The organism is Aquabacterium sp. (genome assembly GCF_048860245.1).
Taxonomy (GTDB): domain Bacteria; phylum Pseudomonadota; class Gammaproteobacteria; order Burkholderiales; family Burkholderiaceae_C; genus Aquabacterium.
In genome coordinates this window covers 18,219-35,144 of record NZ_JBLIZW010000031.1, presented here as the reverse complement: position 1 = coordinate 35,144, position 16,926 = coordinate 18,219, and the positions used below count along the sequence as shown (strand labels likewise).

Below are 16,926 nucleotides of genomic sequence, written 5' to 3'. Positions count from 1 at the left end.
GTCCGTGGAGGCGCCGGCACCTGCGCCCATCGTGGCCAAACCCACTGAAGTGCCCAGCACCGCCTCCATGGTGGCCAGTGCCGCAGCGACGGGTGTGGCCGACACGGCAGCCTCGGCCGCTTCTGTGGCCGCCTCGTCGGTTGCGCCCCGCGTGGTGGCGCCCGCCAGCGTGCCAGCCCCTGCACCGGTGCCTGAGGCGGCAGAACCTGGCTTCCTCGAGTCACTGAACCCGATGCTGCTGGCTGCCGGCGGCGCGGTGTTGGCGTTGGTTGCTGGTGCAGGCATGTACCTGCGTTCGCGTCGTCGGAGTGATTCTGGCGAGACTTCGTTCCTCGAGAGCCGTCTGCAGCCCGATTCATTCTTTGGCGCCAGCGGTGGTCAGCGCGTGGATACGCGTGACGCAACTGGTGGCCCATCCTCGATGAGCTATTCGCTCAGTCAGCTTGATGCCATCGGTGACGTGGATCCCGTGGCCGAGGCGGATGTGTATTTGGCCTATGGCCGCGACCTCCAGGCCGAAGAAATCCTGAAGGAAGCCCTGCGTAGCACGCCGGATCGCTTGGCGATTCGCACCAAGTTGCTGGAGGTCTACGCCAAGCGTCGCGATACCAAGGGTTTCGAGCAGCTGGCAACCCAGCTGTACGACCTGACTTTGGGTGCAGGCGAGGATTGGGCCAAGGCGCAAGAAATGGGTTTGGGCATTGACCCTGAGAATCCCCTCTATCAGCCGGGCGGTCAACCGAATGGCGCTGCCGTGGACGGTGTGGCACCAGACTATCTGGGGGCGAGCACCATTCCGCATTCCGTGATGCCCGCGCCCAGTGCGCTGGACACGCAGCCTGCGCCTGAGGCCTTGTCGGCGGATGCCGATGGCATGGATCTGGATCTGGATATCTCGGCGCCAACGCCCTTGGATTCTGTGTCTGACTCGGTTCAGCCGCATGCGCCCGAAGGTGAGGAGTTGGGTGCGCTGGAGTTGCCGGACATTGAGTCCTTCCCAAGCGGTGCATTGAGCTCGGCGCCCGCCGCAGAGCCCGATGTGTCGATGGATCTGCCGAGCTTGGATGAAGCGGCTGCGGCGCCTGCTCAGGCCGAAGACGACGGTGGCTTGGACTTTGATTTGTCGCTGGATGAGCCGGGCTCTCCGGATGCCGCTCCGGCTGTTCAACAGCCTGCGGCCGAGCCTGCCCCCGTCGCTTTTGATATGGGTAGCATCAGTCTGGATCTGGATGAGCCTACGGCTGACGATGGTGCTTTTGCAGCGGGTGACGCCGTTGATGCCCCCGTTTCGGATGATCCGATGGCGCGCAAGTTCGAATTGGCGGAAGAGTTCCGTCAGATCGGTGATGTCGACGGTGCTCGCGAGTTGTTGCAAGAAGTCGTTGAAAACACCGCTGATGCTTCGCTGAAGAGCAAGGCTCAGGCGATGTTGGGTAACCTGGGTTGATGCATGCAGAGTGATAAACCGGAGACGAGTGCGGAAGCGCTCGTTCCGGCTGAGTCAGGTGCCTATACAAGGGCGGCCCGCCGGGTCGCCCTTGGTGTTTCTTACCTTGGCTCGGCCTACAAAGGCTGGCAAAGTCAACCGGGTGGTGGAACGGTGCAAGACGCACTCGAGGCTGCCTTGACCCAGTTTGCTGTGCGGCCGCTCAAGGTTGTGTGCGCTGGGCGTACCGATGCCGGTGTGCATGGCATCAACCAGGTGGTGCACCTCGACACCGACATTGTGCGCGAGCCATTTTCGTGGGTGCGCGGCACCAATACTTTCCTGCCGCCGGACATTGCGGTGCAGTGGGCTGAGCATGTCACGCCAGCGTTCCATGCGCGAAACAGTGCCAGGGGGCGGCGTTACACCTACATCCTGCTGCAGTCCCCGGTGAGGCCGGCGCTGGAGGCCGGGCGGGTCGGGTGGGTATTCCGTCCACTTGATCTCGATGCCATGAGGCAAGCGGCAGCCCATCTGATTGGCGAGCACGATTTCAGTTCGTTTCGCTCGTCGATGTGTCAGTCGCCAACGCCCGTGAAGTTGCTCCGCGAAATTCGCATTGCGCAATGCGCCTCGCCGACGCGGCCCGTGCATGCTTCATCCTTTGATGCTGCCATGCCGGACGTGTGGCCCGAGGCTGGGCATGGCCCCATGTCGGCGCTGGGTGGGCGTGGGCGATACTGGCGCTTCGATTTTGAAGGGCAAGCGTTTTTGCATCACATGATTCGAAACATCATGGGCTGCTTGGTCGCTGTCGGCACGGGGACGAGAAACCCAGATTGGGTACTGGAGGTCTTGCACGCCAAGCGTCGCGAGGTCGCTGCCCCCACATTTTCCGCAGACGGGCTTTACTTCATGGGGCCCGCTTATGACGCGAAGTGGGCGCTGCCCAATGTGACGCCTGCGCTGGCATGGCTTCCTGGCGCTTGGGCGTGAGTCCGTCCATCGGGATATCCGGGCTCAACCCAGTAAAAACGCACAGAGTGCTCGCGCCATCAGCGCATTTTTGAGACAATCCCGCCATCGACACCGACCGGGCTGTTTTGCCGGCCCGATCCTTCTGGATGTCTCAGTCTTTCAAACACCGCACTCGCATCAAAATCTGTGGCCTCACGCGTGAGGCGGATGTTGATGCCGCTGTGGAATCCGGAGCCGATGCGATCGGCTTTGTGCTTTATGAAAAGAGTCCTCGCTACGTGACGCCGGTCCGTGCGCGCGAGTTGGCTCGTCGACTGCCCCCATTTGTGACGCCAGTGGTCTTGCTGGTCAACGCTGGTGCTGACCTGATGCAGTCAGCGCTGGATGCCGTTCCCAATGCGTTGCTTCAGTTTCATGGCGATGAGACGCCTCAGCAATGCGAGGCCGCGCAGCGGCCCTATGTCCGCGCTGCCCGAATGGCGCCCGGATTCGATTTGTTAGACTTCGCCCTGTCGTTCTCCTCTGCCCAAGCCATGTTGGTGGATGCCCATGTTGAGGGCTATGGCGGAGGAGGTCAGGTATTTGATTGGTCCTTGTTGCCGCGCGAGCTGCCTGGTCCCATGATTTTGTCCGGTGGTTTGCATGCCGGCAATGTGATCGAGGGCATTCAGCGCGTGCGGCCATGGGCTGTGGATGTCAGCTCTGGCGTGGAGGTCGGTAAGGGGATCAAGGATCCGCTGCTGATGCGTCAGTTTTGCCAGGCGGTACGCGCAGCCGATGAGTTGTGCGCTCAGGCTGGTTGATGGCTACGGTCTATGAGTTCATTGAGAGTGACATGTTGAATTACAACCAGCCCGATGCCCGTGGGCATTTCGGTCCTTACGGTGGCACTTTTGTCTCCGAGACCCTGATCTACGCGCTCGAAGAGCTCAAGAACGTCTACGAACACTATCGCCACGACCCGGAGTTTCAGGATGAATTCCGTCGTGAGTTGGCTCACTTCGTGGGGCGCCCCAGCCCGATCTATCACGCAGCTCGTCTGAGCCGTGAGGTGGGTGGCGCTCAGATTCACTTCAAGCGCGAAGACCTCAATCACACTGGGGCCCACAAGGTCAACAACACCATTGGTCAGGCTTTGCTGGCCAAGCGGATGGGCAAGCCTCGCGTCATCGCTGAAACCGGTGCCGGTCAGCACGGTGTGGCCACGGCCACCATCTGTGCCCGTTACGGCATGGAGTGCGTGGTGTACATGGGCGCGGAAGACGTCAAGCGTCAGTCCCCCAATGTGTACCGCATGCACTTGCTGGGTGCCAAGGTGGTGCCGGTGGAGTCGGGCAGCAAGACGCTGAAAGACGCGCTCAACGAAGCCATGCGTGACTGGGTCACCAATGTGGAAAACACCTTTTACATCATCGGCACGGTGGCGGGGCCACACCCCTATCCGGCGATGGTGCGCGATTTCCAGAGCGTGATTGGCGAAGAGTGCCTCAAGCAGATGCCCGAGCAGATTGGTCGTCAGCCGGATGCGGTCGTGGCTTGCGTGGGCGGCGGCTCGAATGCCATGGGCATCTTCTACCCCTACATCCCGCACGAAGGGGTTCGCCTCATTGGCGTGGAAGCAGCAGGCGAGGGCGCCGAAAGTGGCAAGCACTCGATGTCGCTGCAGTTGGGGGTGCCGGGCGTGCTGCACGGCAATCGCACCTATTTGTTGCAGGATGCCAATGGTCAGATCACCGAAACGCACTCGGTGTCGGCGGGTTTGGACTACCCCGGCGTGGGCCCCGAGCACGCGTACCTGAAGGACATCGGTCGCGCCGAGTATGTGGGCATCACTGACAAGGAAGCGCTGGAAGCCTTCCATCGCCTGTGTCGCACCGAGGGCATCATCCCTGCGCTGGAATCCAGCCATGCGGTCGCCTACGGCATGAAGCTCGCTGCCACCATGCGCCCTGACCAGCACGTGCTGGTCAACCTGTCTGGCCGTGGCGACAAGGACATCGGGACCGTGGCCGATTTGACAGGGGCTGAGTTCTACTGCCGCCCATCGTGCCGTGGTCTGTCTGTGAAGGGAGGTCAAGCATGACCCGCCTCGAACAGAAGTTCGCCTCGTTGAAGGCGCAAGGTCGCAAGGCGCTGATTCCGTTCATCACCTGTGGTGACCCCTTCCCGGAAAAGACCGTCGACTTGATGGTGGGCATGGCTGAGGCTGGTGCCGACGTGATCGAACTGGGCGTGCCGTTTTCGGACCCCATGGCCGATGGCCCGGTGATTCAGCGTGCCGCTGAGCGTGCATTGACCAAGGGTATCTCGCTGGCGCATGTGCTGGCCGATGTGAAGGCGTTCCGTGAGCGTGATGCGATCACGCCGGTCGTCCTGATGGGCTATGCCAACCCGATTGAATGCTACGACCTGCACCATGGTGCAGGCTCGTTTGTCCGTGACGCCAAGGCCAATGGGGTCGATGGCGTGCTGGTGGTGGACTACCCGCCGGAAGAGTGTCAGGAGTTTGCCGCGCGCCTGAAGGCCGCTGACCTGGCTCCTATCTTCTTGCTGGCTCCCACCTCCAACGAGCAGCGCATGGCCGAAGTGGGCCGTGTGGCCGCGGGCTATGTGTATTACGTCTCTCTCAAAGGTGTGACGGGCGCCGGCCACCTTGACACTGCCGCTGTGGCAGAAATGGTCCCTCGCATCAAAGCGCACGTGAGCGTGCCCGTGGGTGTGGGTTTTGGTATCCGTGATGCAGAAACTGCCAAGGCGGTGGCTGCGGTGTCGGATGCTGTTGTCATCGGGTCGCGTATCGTGCAGTTGCTGGAAACGCAAAGCCCGGAAACCGTGGTCAAGGCTGGCCGTGATTTCATCGCTGAAATCCGTGCCGCACTCGATTCACTGAAAGGAGCCTGAGCATGAGCTGGCTTGAAAAACTGCTGCCCCCCAAGATTCAACCGACCGACCCGGCCGAGCGTCGTTCGGTGCCGGAAGGCTTGTGGGTCAAGTGCCCTTCGTGTGAAACGGTTCTGTACAAGAACGACTTGGAAGCCAATGTGAACGTGTGTCCGAAATGCGGTCACCACCATCGCATTGGTTCGCGCGCTCGCCTGGATGCGTTCCTGGACGCAGAGGGTCGCTACGAAATCGGTCAAGAAGTCTTGCCTGTGGATGCCTTGAAGTTCAAGGACAGCCGCAAGTATCCCGAGCGACTCAAGCAAGGCATGGAAGCCACGGGTGAAACCGATGCCCTGATCGTGATGGGTGGCTCGGTGCACAGCATTCCGGTGGTGACAGCCTGCTTCGAGTTCGACTTCATGGGCGGCTCGATGGGCTCCGTGGTGGGCGAGCGCTTCGTGCGTGGTGTGGAAGCGGCGGTGGATCAGAAGACCCCGTTTATCTCGTTCACGGCAACGGGTGGCGCCCGCATGCAGGAAGGCTTGCTGAGCCTGATGCAGATGGCCAAGACCAATGCAGCCCTGACACGTCTGGCCAAAGCCAAGTTGCCCTACATCAGTGTGCTGACCGACCCCACGATGGGCGGCGTGTCGGCCTCGTTTGCCTTCGTGGGCGACATCGTGATTGCCGAACCCAAGGCGCTGATCGGCTTTGCCGGTCCTCGCGTGATCGAGAACACCGTGCGTGAGAAGTTGCCAGAGGGCTTCCAGCGCGCAGAGTTCCTGATGCAAAAGGGTGCGGTCGACATGATCATTGATCGTCGTGAGTTGCGTTTGAGCATTGCGCGTCAATTGGCCATGTTGCAGCGTCAACCTGCGGATGCTGTGGCTGCCTGATCGTTCGCCGCTTCTGGCTTGATCCCCCTCGACGGGCTGCTGTACCTGCAGCCCGTTTTGTTTCTGTCTGTTCATTGAGTTCAGGTCATGTCTGACAACGTTTCTCCTGCAACATCGCCCAGCTCTCTAGAGGCGTGGTTGGCACATTGCGAGCGACTCCATTCGGCCGCCATTGACATGGGCCTCGAACGTGTCGGTGCAGTGTGGTCTCGCGCTGGTGTCACCCTGGGAACCCCTGTGGGGGCGGATGAGCCCGTTGATGGCGCGCCGGTGGTGTTCACCGTGGCCGGCACGAATGGCAAGGGGTCGACCTGCGCCATGCTTGAGGGGATTTTGTTGGCGGGGGGATTCAAGGTCGGGGTCTACGGTTCGCCGCACCTCGTCAAGTTTGAGGAGCGTTGCCGCATCAATGGCGAATTGGTGACGGCCGCGCAGCTTCTGCCTCAATTCGAGGCGATCGAGCGGGCGCGTGGTGACACCCCATTGACCTACTTCGAGTTCACCACTTTGGCCATCATGCGCCTGCTGGCCACGTCTGGTTTGGATGCGGTGATCCTGGAGGTGGGGCTGGGCGGGCGCCTGGATGCCGTCAATGTGGTGGATGCGGACTGCGCCATCATCACCAGCATCGATCTGGATCACATGGATTTTTTGGGGCCAGATCGTGAGTCGATCGGGCGCGAAAAGGCCGGCATCATGCGCGCCGGTCGTGCGGCGGTGGTGTCCGATCCTCAGGCGCCCCAAAGCGTGGTTGATCACGCGACCTCTCTGGGGGCGGACCTGTGGCTGTTTGGGCGAGATCACAACTATGCGGGTGATCGCCAGCAATGGTCCTGGGGCGGGCGCAACAAGCGCTTCAACGGCATGGCCTACCCGGCGCTGCGAGGGGCCAACCAGTTGCTGAATGCCTCGGGTGTGCTGGCGGCACTGGAGGCCATGCGGAACCGTTTGCCCGTGTCGGCGCAGGCCGTGCGCACCGGCTTGGCGACCGTTGAGTTGCCTGGGCGATTCCAGATCATTCCGGGGCAGCCCACTTTGATTCTGGACGTGGCGCATAACCCGCATGCTGCGGCCACCTTGGCCGTTAACCTGGATCAGATGGGTTTTTATCCCCGCACGCATGCCGTGTGGGGTGCCATGGCCGACAAAGATGCTGCGGGCATGATCGAAAAGCTGCGCCCGCTGGTGGATGCCTGGTACTGCTGCGACCTGCCCACGGCGCGAGCCTCATCGGCAGCGCAATTGAAGTCGTCGCTGGAGGAGTACATGGCTGCGCACCCCTCTGCAACGGCACCCAAAGCGAGCGTGTCGACGCATGCCGATCCCATGGCTGCACTCAAGGCGGCGCTGGCGGCAGCAGACCCCACGGATAGAATTGTGGTCTTTGGTTCGTTTTACACGGTCGGTGGCGTCTTGCACGAGGGGCTGCCCAAGTTGAACGCACCTCATCTGCAGTCTTCGTCTGATTAACGTCGACGAGTTGCTTTCTTTAGCCTCTATTGCCCATCAGCATGCCGTTGCCCTCATTTTTGCAAGGTCTTCGTGAGCGTTTCACCGCCCAGCGTGCGAATGGCGTGGACGCCGTGCCCCTGACCGAGGCTGATGTCGAGGCGACGCGGACGCGGGCACGCCGTCGGCTGATTGGCATGTTGGTCCTCGTTGGCGCTGGCGTGCTGGGTTTCCCGTGGTTGTTTGAGACGAAGCCTCGCCCGATGTCGCAGGACATTCAGGTCGTGCAGGCGGGGCAGGCTGTGGACGCACCGGTCGTGCCGACCGCTGGCCGCGCCTCTTCCGGGCGTGTGGCCGTCGCCAGCGTGGTGGAGCCTGCTGAGAAAGAAGTGATCGAGGATGACGCGCCTGTGGTGGCCAGTGCGCCGCAGGTGGTCAAGCCGGCGGTCGTGCCCACGCCAACTTCGACGAAGGTGACGTCATCGGGGGCGCCCAAAGTCGCGGCAGTGACCTCAGAGACGAAAAAACCTGAGCCGAAGGTGGTCGCCGAAGCCAAGGTTTCGCCCAAGCCCAAAGCTGAGAGCAAGCCAGAGCCCAAGGCCCCCGAGCGCAAAGCGGACAGCAAGTCCGACATCAAGACCGCGACGGCGAAGTCTGACAAGCCCAGCGACAAGGACAAGCAAGTTGATAAGTCTGGCAAGCCTGCGGACAAAGCCACCGACAAGGCTGCTGACAAGTCAACCGACAAGAGTTCGGCACGGTATGTGGTTCAGTTCGGCGCTTTTGCTGAGGTGAAATCGGCCCAGGATGCGCGGATGAAGGTTGAGAAGTTGGGCATCAAGACCTACTCCCAACAGATCGATACGCCGGATGGCAAGCGTATCCGTGTCCGGATTGGTCCCTTTGCGGACAAGGCTGAGGCAGACAAGGCCATGGCGACCCTGCGTAAGGCCGGGTTGACGGGCGCTGTGCTGACGCTTTGATGCCAGAGTGAGTCGTTGACCGTGACCCCATCCAGCGAATTGCCAGTGAGTCCCTGGAGCCTGATCGATCTGATCATGCTGCTGGGCCTGGGTGTGTCGGTCATTGTGGGCACTTGGCGGGGTTTTCTCAAAGAAGTCATGGCGCTGATGGGGTGGCTTGTGGCTTACTTCATGGCGCAGTGGTTTGGCCCGCGTGGCGGTGCCCTGGTGCCGGTCGGTGAACCGGGTTCGCGGGTGAACCTCATCGCTGGCATGTTGTTGGTATTTGTGTTGACATGGCTCGTTTGGGCCATGTTGTCGTGGGCGTTGACGCAAATCGTGAAGGAATCCGGTTTGGGTGGCGCAGATCGCTTATTGGGTGCTGGGTTTGGCCTGGTGCGCGGGGTGTTGGTGGCTTTGGTCGTGGTGACTGTGGTGAGCCTGACGCCCGTGGCGCAATGGCAGCCTTGGCAGGCGTCGAAGGGGGTGGTCTGGTTGACTGCCTGTCTGGATGTACTGCGCCCCGTTTTGCCCGAGCAGGTGGTGAAGTTCCTGCCCGAGCAGTCGTAAATGTTTTTGTGATTCAGTTGATTGGAAGAGGTGAACCATGTGCGGCATCGTTGGTGTGATTTCCAAGACGCCCGTCAACCAGTTGATCTATGACGCGCTGTTGCTGCTGCAGCATCGCGGTCAAGACGCTGCCGGCATCGTGACGGCCGGCCCTGACGCGCACGGACGCAAGTTCTTCATGCACAAGGCGCGCGGCATGGTCAAGGACGTGTTCCGTACGCGCAATATGCGCTCGCTGATGGGCCATGTCGGTTTGGGGCAAGTGCGTTATCCCACCGCTGGCAACGCGTTCAACGAAGAGGAGGCTCAGCCTTTCTACGTCAACGCCCCCTTCGGTCTGGTCTTGGTGCACAACGGCAACCTGACGAATGCCCATGCCTTGCGCAAGGAGCTGTTTGACATTGACCGCCGCCACCTCAACACCGACAGCGACACCGAAGTGCTGCTGAACGTGTTCGCGCATGAACTGGAATTGGCGGGGCGTGATCTGCCCCTGACGCCCGCAGCGATCTTCAGTGCCGTGCGTGCGGTTCACAAGCGCATCAAGGGTTCGTATGCCGTGATCTGCTTGATTGCTGGCTACGGCATGGTCGCCTTCCGTGACCCCTACGGTATCCGCCCGCTTTGCTACGGCGAAGCCGATCTGGCAGAAGGCCGCGAAGTCATGGTTGCCAGCGAGTCGGTGGCCCTGGAAGGCACCAGCCATCGGTTTGTGCGTGACGTGCAGCCCGGTGAGGCCCTGTTCATCGATGCGGATGGCATCGTCCACGCCGAGCAATGTGCCGAGAAAACCGTCTTGAACCCCTGCATGTTCGAGTACGTCTACCTGGCGCGTCCTGATTCGGTCATTGACGGCGTGTCGGTGTATCAGGCTCGCCTCGAAATGGGTGAGACCTTGGCGCAGCGCGTGATTTCGACCATGCCGCCTTCCGAAATCGATGTGGTCATCCCCATCCCTGAATCCAGCCGTCCGTCTGCCATGCAATTGGCCCAAAAGCTGGGCAAGCCTTACCGCGAAGGGTTCGTGAAGAACCGTTACGTGGGCCGGACCTTCATCATGCCGGGGCAGGGCGTTCGCAAGAAGTCGGTACGCCAAAAGCTCAACGCGATCAGCCTGGAGTTCAAGGGCCGCAACGTGCTGCTGGTGGATGACTCCATCGTGCGCGGCACCACGTCCAAGGAAATCGTTCAGATGGCGCGCGAAGCCGGTGCCAACAAGGTGTACTTGGCCTCTGCCGCACCACCCGTCCGTTTCCCGAACGTGTATGGCATCGACATGCCCACCAAGAGCGAGCTGGTCGCCCATGGCCGCTCGATCGAAGAAGTCCGCCAGATCATCGGCTGTGACGCCCTGATCTATCAGGATGTGGACGCCATGAAGAAGGTGGTGGGCAAGCTGAATCCCGCCATTGCGGGCTTCGAAGCCTCTTGCTTCGACGGTCACTACATCACGGGTGATGTGAGCGCCGAAGATTTCGCCGCGATCCAGAATCAGCGCCTGTCTCAAAAGGGCGAGGATGATTCGGAGAGCGGGCGCCTGGCCTTGCAGAACCAACAGGGCGAGTGAGCCCTCTGGAGCGTTCGATCGATGTCCTCTGACAAGAAAAAACTGCCTCGCAAGGATCTGCCTGCCGATGCCCGCATCGAAACGCTGGCCGTGCGCGAGGGCTTGCCAGCCACGCAGTGGGGTGAAAACTCTGAAGCCTTGTTTCTGACCAGCAGCTTCAATCACCCCGATGCGGCCACGGCGGCAGCGCGCTTTGCCAATGAAGAAGAGGCGTTTGTCTATTCGCGCTTCACCAACCCGACCACGATGATGTTTGAGCGTCGTCTGGCTGCGTTGGAAGGCACCGAAGCAGCCATCGCCACATCCAGCGGCATGAGCGCCATCTTGCTGCTCATCATGGGCTTGCTGAAAGCCGGCGACCACGTGGTCTGCTCGCAAAGCGTGTTTGGCTCCACCATCACGCTGATCCAGCGAGAGTTCGGCAAGTTCGGCATCGAATCGACGTTCGTGTCGCAAACCGACCTGAGCGAGTGGCAGGCTGCCATCCGTCCCAACACCAAACTGTTCTTTGCCGAAACGCCCAGCAACCCGTTGACAGAGGTGTGCGACATCCGCGCCTTGGCGGACATGGCGCATGCTGCGGGGGCGCACTTGGCGGTGGACAACTGCTTCTGCACCCCGGCTTTGCAACAGCCCGCCAAGATGGGGGCGGACTTCGTCATCCATTCCGGCACCAAGTACCTGGACGGGCAAGGCCGTGTGCTGGCTGGCGCCTTGTGTGGCCCTGACAGCTTCGTCAATGGTCCCTTCATGGCCACGATGCGCGGGGCAGGCATGAGCTTGTCGCCCTTCAACGCGTGGGTGGTGCTCAAGGGCCTGGAAACGTTGTCGATCCGCATGGCGGCGCAAAGCGCGAATGCCATGAAACTGGCGCAGTGGCTGGAACAGCAGCCGGGCGTGGACAAGGTTTTCTACCCCGGTTTGCCGAGCCACCCGCAGCACGAGCTGGCCATGCGCCAGCAAAACGGCTGTGGCGGCGCGGTGGTGTCGTTTTCTGTGAAGCCCGTTCTTGGTGACGTGACGGTGCCCGGGCCCGCCAATCTGGATGAGGCCTCGCTGCGTTTGCGTCAAGGCGCCTTCCATGTGATCGATCAGACGCGTCTGTGCTCGATCACGTCCAACCTGGGCGACACCAAGACCCTGATCACCCATCCCGCCAGCACGTCCCATGGACGCTTGACCGAAGCGCAGCGCCTGGCTGCCGGCATCACCCAAGGCATGATCCGCATTGCCGTGGGCCTTGAACACATTGACGACCTGCAGGCCGATCTGGCCCGTGGTCTGGATACTTTGAACGTATGAGCCAAGTCCGTACCCGATTCGCCCCGTCCCCCACGGGCTTCATCCACCTGGGCAACATCCGCTCGGCCCTGTACCCCTGGGCGTTTGCGCGTGCCAACAAGGGCGCCTTCATCCTGCGCATTGAAGACACCGACGTCGAGCGTTCTTCGCAAGAGGCCGTGGACGTCATCATCGAAGGCATGAAGTGGCTGGGCCTGGATCACGACGAAGGCCCGTACTACCAGATGCAGCGCATGGACCGCTACAAAGCAGTCCTGCAGCAAATGCTGGAAAAGGGCTTGGTCTATCCCTGCTACATGAGCAGTGAAGAGCTCGATGCCCTGCGCGAGCGCCAGATGGCCAACAAGGAAAAGCCCCGCTACGACGGCACTTGGCGCCCGGAAGCTGGCAAAACCTTGCCGCCTGTGCCCGAAGGCGTCAAGCCCGTACTGCGCTTCAAGAACCCGCAAGGCGGTTCGGTGGTGTGGGAAGACAAGGTCAAGGGCCGCATCGAGATCAGCAACGACGAGCTGGATGACCTCGTGATCGCCCGTCCGGACGGCACGCCCACCTACAACTTCTGTGTGGTGGTGGACGACATGGACATGGGCATCACCCATGTGATCCGTGGCGATGACCACGTCAACAACACTCCGCGCCAGATCAACATCCTGCGTGCCTTGGGTCAAGAGCCCCCGGTGTACGCCCACTTGCCCACTGTGCTCAACGAGCAGGGCGAGAAGATGTCCAAGCGCCACGGCGCCAAGGCTGTCACGCAATACCGCGACGAAGGTTACCTGGCCGACGCCATCGTGAACTATCTGGCCCGCCTGGGTTGGAGCCACGGTGATGACGAGATCTTCTCGCGTGAACAACTGGTCGAATGGTTCAATCTGGACCACCTGGGCAAGAGTGCTGGCCAATTTGACGAAGCCAAGCTCCGTTGGGTCGCGCAGCAGCACATGAAGATGGCTTCGGACGCGCTGCTGGCCGAACTGGTGCGCGAGCAATGGCAACGCCGTGGCGTGTCGGCGCCTGCCGAGTTGGCGCAAGGTGACAAGCTGGCAGCCATGTGCGCCTTGTTCAAGGACCGCTGCGCCACCACCGTCGAGCTGGCCGACTGGCTGAGCATGTACGTGGGCGACGTGGCAGCGTCTGCAGAAGAATTGGCGGCGCAACTCAATGATGCGAACAAGCCGGCAGTGGCGGCCTTGGCTGCGCGCCTGCAGACGGTCGAGTGGGAGAAGGGCGTCATCAACCAGGCCATCAAGGACACCATGGCCGAGTTCGGCCTGAAGATGCCGCAAGTGGCCATTCCCGTTCGCCTGCTGGTGTGCGGACGTGCGCAGACCCCATCTGTGGATGCGGTGCTGGCGCTGTTTGACCGCGACGTCGTGCTGAAGCGCCTGGCGCAAGTGTGAGGTGCGTGCTGCGCTGCGCGGCCGGTGGCTGTGTGGCGCAACATCGACACCTGCAGTTTTTCTGCATCACTTGATGATAAATAGAAATTCGGTATATACTCTCAGTCTCGCTTGAACGACGCTTTGTTTGAAACAACGAAGCAGCCGGGCAGCCTGAAGGATGCAAATCCAGAGGGGGTATAGCTCAGCTGGGAGAGCGCTTGCATGGCATGCAAGAGGTCAGCGGTTCGATCCCGCTTACCTCCACCAAAAGGTGTCGGTTGCTGAGTCAGGTAAAGCGTCGAGCAAGTTGTATGAAGGATTCAGTCCCCTTCGTCTAGAGGCCTAGGACACCACCCTTTCACGGTGACTACAGGGGTTCGAATCCCCTAGGGGACGCCAAGTTTGACGGCACTTGGGATGCGTAAGCAGCCAAAGTCGTTTACCACTGCGGAGTGGTAGTTCAGTTGGTTAGAATACCGGCCTGTCACGCCGGGGGTCGCGGGTTCGAGTCCCGTCCACTCCGCCAAAATTTATTGGCATTGCTGGTGACACAGCAATGCTTGTTGAGAGATCAGTCTCGGTACCAGTTTGGTGCCCTGGCGTGCGAAAGCACAAAGGGGGTATAGCTCAGCTGGGAGAGCGCTTGCATGGCATGCAAGAGGTCAGCGGTTCGATCCCGCTTACCTCCACCACTCAAGGTGGCCTCAAACGGGTAGTGAGAAGATCGTTCAGCAGACAATTTGAAGACGGAGTCCCCTTCGTCTAGAGGCCTAGGACACCACCCTTTCACGGTGACTACAGGGGTTCGAATCCCCTAGGGGACGCCAAGTTTGACGGCACTTGGGTTGCGCAAGCAGCCAAAGTCGTTTACCACTGCGGAGTGGTAGTTCAGTTGGTTAGAATACCGGCCTGTCACGCCGGGGGTCGCGGGTTCGAGTCCCGTCCACTCCGCCAAATATGCAAAGCCTTGTGATCGTTCGATCACAAGGCTTTTTGCTTTGCTGGCTCCTGCCTTGTGCTTGCGAAGGCTTACGCAGGGCGATTGGCCAGCCACGTGCCTGCGGCAATCACGCCAGCACTGGCGACCATGCGCGCCGTGACCTGTTCACCGAGCAGCAGGGCGCCCCACAGCATGCCGAAAACGGGAATCAGGAACGTGACGGTCAGGGCGCGTGTGGGCCCGATTTGGTCCAGCAGGCGGTAGAACACCATGTAAGCGAGGCCTGTGCAAACGAAGCTGAGCGCGCTGAGGGCCAGCCAAGTGATATGGGGTACCTCGTGCCAGTGGCTCACCTGAACGTCGTGGATTGCGCCATGTGGTCCCCAATACAGGGCTGGCAGCAGCATGACCAGGCCCGACAAGCCGAGCGTGCCAACAGTGTTGCTGATGGGATTCAGTGATTGCAGGTACGTACGGGCGTAATGGGCAAAGAATGCGTAGGACATGGTCGACGCCAGCATGAGTGCCCACGCACCCAGCGGGAAACCATCACTGGCGCTCGCGCTGGCCCCACTGGCCAGCAGCACGACGCCCGCAAGTCCCACGCCCAGTCCTGCCATCCGAGCGGGATGGAGTCGCTCACCATGCCATGCCCAGCCGATCAACGCGCCCCACATGGGCGTGGTTGCGTTGAGGATGGACATCAGACCCGCAGGCAACTGCTTGGCAGCCAGGCTCAAGCCGATGAACGGCAGTCCGGAAGACAGCATTCCGCCGAGCAGCAGGGCGCCACGGTGACGACGAATGCTGGCCAAATCGCCGCGATAGACGACGAGGGGCAACAGCAGCAGCGCGGCGCCACACAGACGTGACGCCGCGACCACAAAGGGGCCGACAACGGGGGCGGCCATTCTCAAAAACAGGAAGGAACCACCCCAGATTGCGGCCAGGCTGATCATCGTCAGCGTATTTCTTACATCCATGTGGCGATGGTAGCGGCAAGCCCAATGTTGATCGGACCAGCTTGCAGAGCCCTTGGTTTACGGGGGCAAGCCGACAACATCGCCAAATGGGGTGCTTCGGGGAACGATTCACGTCCCTACAATCACGGCTGTTCGCTGCGGCCCACAAGGCATGCAGCCTCCACCCACATTCATCAGAAAAGGATTCTCATGCAAGTCGCTGCGTCCATCTTCAAGGCCTATGACATCCGAGGCATCGTCGGACAAACCTTGAACGAAGCGGTGGCAGAGCATCTGGGGCGAGCATTTGGCACCGAGGCACTCAAGTTGGGTGAAAAAGCTGTCGCCATTGGTCGTGATGGTCGTTTGTCTGGCCCGTCGTTGGTGGCCGCGCTGATCAAGGGGTTGCGCTCTACCGGCATCGATGTGATCGATGTGGGTGCGGTCACAACGCCCATGCTGTATTACGTTGCCGCGACACGAGGTGATGTCGGTTGCCACAGTGGCATTCAGGTCACTGGGAGCCACAACCCCAAGGACTACAACGGTTTCAAGATGGTATTGGCGGGTCGGGCCATTTATGGCGACGATATTCAAGGCCTGCGCCAACGGATTGAGCGTGAAGACTATGCGGCGGGGCAAGGTGGCCTGACCGCGCTGAACGTTTTGAGCGAATACACGCAGCGCATCGTGGGCGACTGCAAGTTGGCGCGCCCCATGAAGATCGTGGTGGATTCGGGCAATGGCATCCCGGGTGCGTCAGCCCCCGGCATCCTGCGTGCACTGGGTTGCGAGGTCATCGAGTTGTACTCGGAGGTGGACGGCGATTTTCCGAATCACCACCCTGATCCCTCCAAGCCTGAGAACCTGAAGGACCTGATTGACGCCGTGCAGCAGCATGGCGCGGACCTGGGTTTGGCGTTTGACGGCGACGGTGACCGTTTGGGTGTGGTGACCAAGGAAGGCAACAACATCTTCCCGGACCGCCAGATCATGCTGTTTGCCCGCGACATTCTGTCGCGCGTGCCGGGCGGTCAGATTATTTTTGACGTGAAGTGCAGCCAGCGTCTGGCCGACGCCATTCGTGAGGCCGGTGGCGTGCCGGTGATGTACAAGACCGGCCACTCATTGGTGAAGGCCAAGCTCAAGGAAACCGGCGCGCCGTTTGCCGGTGAAATGAGCGGGCACATTTTCTTTGCCGAGCGCTGGTACGGTTTTGATGACGCTACCTACACCGCCGGGCGTTTGCTGGAGATTTTGAGCAATGTGGCAGATCCCAGTGCGGTGCTGAACGCACTGCCGACCAGCCACAGCACGCCTGAACTGAACGTGCCTTGCGCAGAAGGTGAGCACCACGAGGTGGTTGAAAAGCTGCGTCAGACGGCGACTTTTGAAGGCGCGCGTGAAGTCACCACCATTGACGGCCTGCGTGCTGATTACGCGGACGGCTTTGGTTTGGTGCGTGCGTCGAACACGACGCCGGTGCTGGTGCTGCGGTTTGAAGGCCAGACGCCAGAGGCTTTGGAGCGCATCCGGGCCCACTTCATGAAGGCCATTCTGGCCGTGAAGCCGGACGCGCACGTTGGCGCTTCGGCACACTGAGCGGATT

At 61.0% G+C, this 16,926-nt stretch carries 13 protein-coding genes, 6 tRNA genes and 1 pseudogene; 19 read left to right on the top strand and 1 reads right to left on the bottom strand.

Annotated features, from left to right (window positions below):
* The 18 genes and pseudogenes from ACMV18_RS03475 to ACMV18_RS03390 form a co-directional block, all read left to right on the top strand.
* The coding region (locus ACMV18_RS03475; RefSeq protein WP_420816687.1) for a FimV/HubP family polar landmark protein at nucleotides 1-1,447 on the top strand (1,447 nt) is incomplete at its 5' end.
* Between the two features lie 81 nt (nucleotides 1,448-1,528).
* Nucleotides 1,529-2,422: pseudogene (truA, locus tag ACMV18_RS03470) on the top strand (tRNA pseudouridine(38-40) synthase TruA); the annotation flags it as partial.
* 128 nt (nucleotides 2,423-2,550) lie between these two features.
* Nucleotides 2,551-3,207 (top strand): phosphoribosylanthranilate isomerase, encoded by a 657-nt coding sequence (locus tag ACMV18_RS03465; protein WP_420816686.1) that lies wholly within the window; start codon nucleotides 2,551-2,553, stop codon nucleotides 3,205-3,207.
* Between the two features lie 32 nt (nucleotides 3,208-3,239).
* The gene (trpB, locus tag ACMV18_RS03460; RefSeq protein ID WP_374258838.1) at nucleotides 3,240-4,487 is read left to right on the top strand and encodes a tryptophan synthase subunit beta; all 1,248 of its coding nucleotides are present in this window, start codon (nucleotides 3,240-3,242) and stop codon (nucleotides 4,485-4,487) included.
* A complete protein-coding gene (gene trpA / locus ACMV18_RS03455; RefSeq protein WP_374258837.1) occupies nucleotides 4,484-5,305 on the top strand; it encodes a tryptophan synthase subunit alpha in 822 nt (273 codons plus the stop codon). The genes trpB and trpA overlap by 4 nt, the downstream gene beginning before the upstream one ends.
* A 2-nt stretch (nucleotides 5,306-5,307) precedes the next feature.
* Nucleotides 5,308-6,183, top strand: a complete 876-nt coding sequence (gene accD, locus ACMV18_RS03450) for an acetyl-CoA carboxylase, carboxyltransferase subunit beta (RefSeq protein WP_420816685.1) — start codon at nucleotides 5,308-5,310, stop codon at nucleotides 6,181-6,183.
* Nucleotides 6,184-6,270: 87 nt separating this feature from the next.
* Nucleotides 6,271-7,653 (top strand): bifunctional tetrahydrofolate synthase/dihydrofolate synthase, encoded by a 1,383-nt coding sequence (folC, locus tag ACMV18_RS03445; RefSeq protein WP_420816684.1) that lies wholly within the window; start codon nucleotides 6,271-6,273, stop codon nucleotides 7,651-7,653.
* Nucleotides 7,654-7,694: 41 nt separating this feature from the next.
* Entirely contained in the window at nucleotides 7,695-8,615 is a 921-nt protein-coding gene (locus ACMV18_RS03440; protein WP_374258834.1) for an SPOR domain-containing protein, read from the top strand.
* 21 nt (nucleotides 8,616-8,636) lie between these two features.
* A complete protein-coding gene (locus ACMV18_RS03435) occupies nucleotides 8,637-9,164 on the top strand; it encodes a CvpA family protein (RefSeq protein ID WP_374258833.1) in 528 nt (175 codons plus the stop codon).
* A 37-nt stretch (nucleotides 9,165-9,201) separates the two neighbouring features.
* Nucleotides 9,202-10,731 (top strand): amidophosphoribosyltransferase, encoded by a 1,530-nt coding sequence (gene purF, locus ACMV18_RS03430; protein WP_420816683.1) that lies wholly within the window; start codon nucleotides 9,202-9,204, stop codon nucleotides 10,729-10,731.
* A 21-nt stretch (nucleotides 10,732-10,752) separates the two neighbouring features.
* The gene (locus ACMV18_RS03425; RefSeq protein WP_374258831.1) at nucleotides 10,753-12,033 is read left to right on the top strand and encodes an O-succinylhomoserine sulfhydrylase; all 1,281 of its coding nucleotides are present in this window, start codon (nucleotides 10,753-10,755) and stop codon (nucleotides 12,031-12,033) included.
* The gene (gene gltX / locus ACMV18_RS03420; RefSeq protein WP_420816682.1) at nucleotides 12,030-13,433 is read left to right on the top strand and encodes a glutamate--tRNA ligase; all 1,404 of its coding nucleotides are present in this window, start codon (nucleotides 12,030-12,032) and stop codon (nucleotides 13,431-13,433) included. The genes ACMV18_RS03425 and gltX overlap by 4 nt, the downstream gene beginning before the upstream one ends.
* Nucleotides 13,434-13,606: 173 nt before the next feature.
* A tRNA-Ala gene (locus tag ACMV18_RS03415) sits at nucleotides 13,607-13,682 on the top strand.
* Nucleotides 13,683-13,738: 56 nt separating this feature from the next.
* Nucleotides 13,739-13,814, top strand: a tRNA-Glu gene (locus ACMV18_RS03410).
* Nucleotides 13,815-13,864: 50 nt separating this feature from the next.
* Nucleotides 13,865-13,941 (top strand) — tRNA-Asp (locus ACMV18_RS03405).
* Between the two features lie 90 nt (nucleotides 13,942-14,031).
* Nucleotides 14,032-14,107, top strand: a tRNA-Ala gene (locus ACMV18_RS03400).
* Between the two features lie 59 nt (nucleotides 14,108-14,166).
* Nucleotides 14,167-14,242 (top strand) — tRNA-Glu (locus ACMV18_RS03395).
* A gap of 50 nt (nucleotides 14,243-14,292) precedes the next feature.
* Nucleotides 14,293-14,369 (top strand) — tRNA-Asp (locus ACMV18_RS03390).
* Nucleotides 14,370-14,444: 75 nt separating this feature from the next.
* On the opposite strand, the gene ACMV18_RS03385 is transcribed toward ACMV18_RS03390, so the two are convergent.
* The gene (locus ACMV18_RS03385; RefSeq protein WP_420816681.1) at nucleotides 14,445-15,338 is read right to left on the bottom strand and encodes a DMT family transporter; all 894 of its coding nucleotides are present in this window, start codon (nucleotides 15,336-15,338) and stop codon (nucleotides 14,445-14,447) included.
* 189 nt (nucleotides 15,339-15,527) lie between these two features.
* On the opposite strand from ACMV18_RS03385, the gene ACMV18_RS03380 reads away from it, so the two are divergent.
* Complete coding sequence (locus ACMV18_RS03380) at nucleotides 15,528-16,919, top strand: phosphomannomutase/phosphoglucomutase (protein WP_420816680.1); 1,392 nt, start codon at nucleotides 15,528-15,530, stop codon at nucleotides 16,917-16,919.
* Nucleotides 16,920-16,926: the final 7 nt, after the last annotated feature.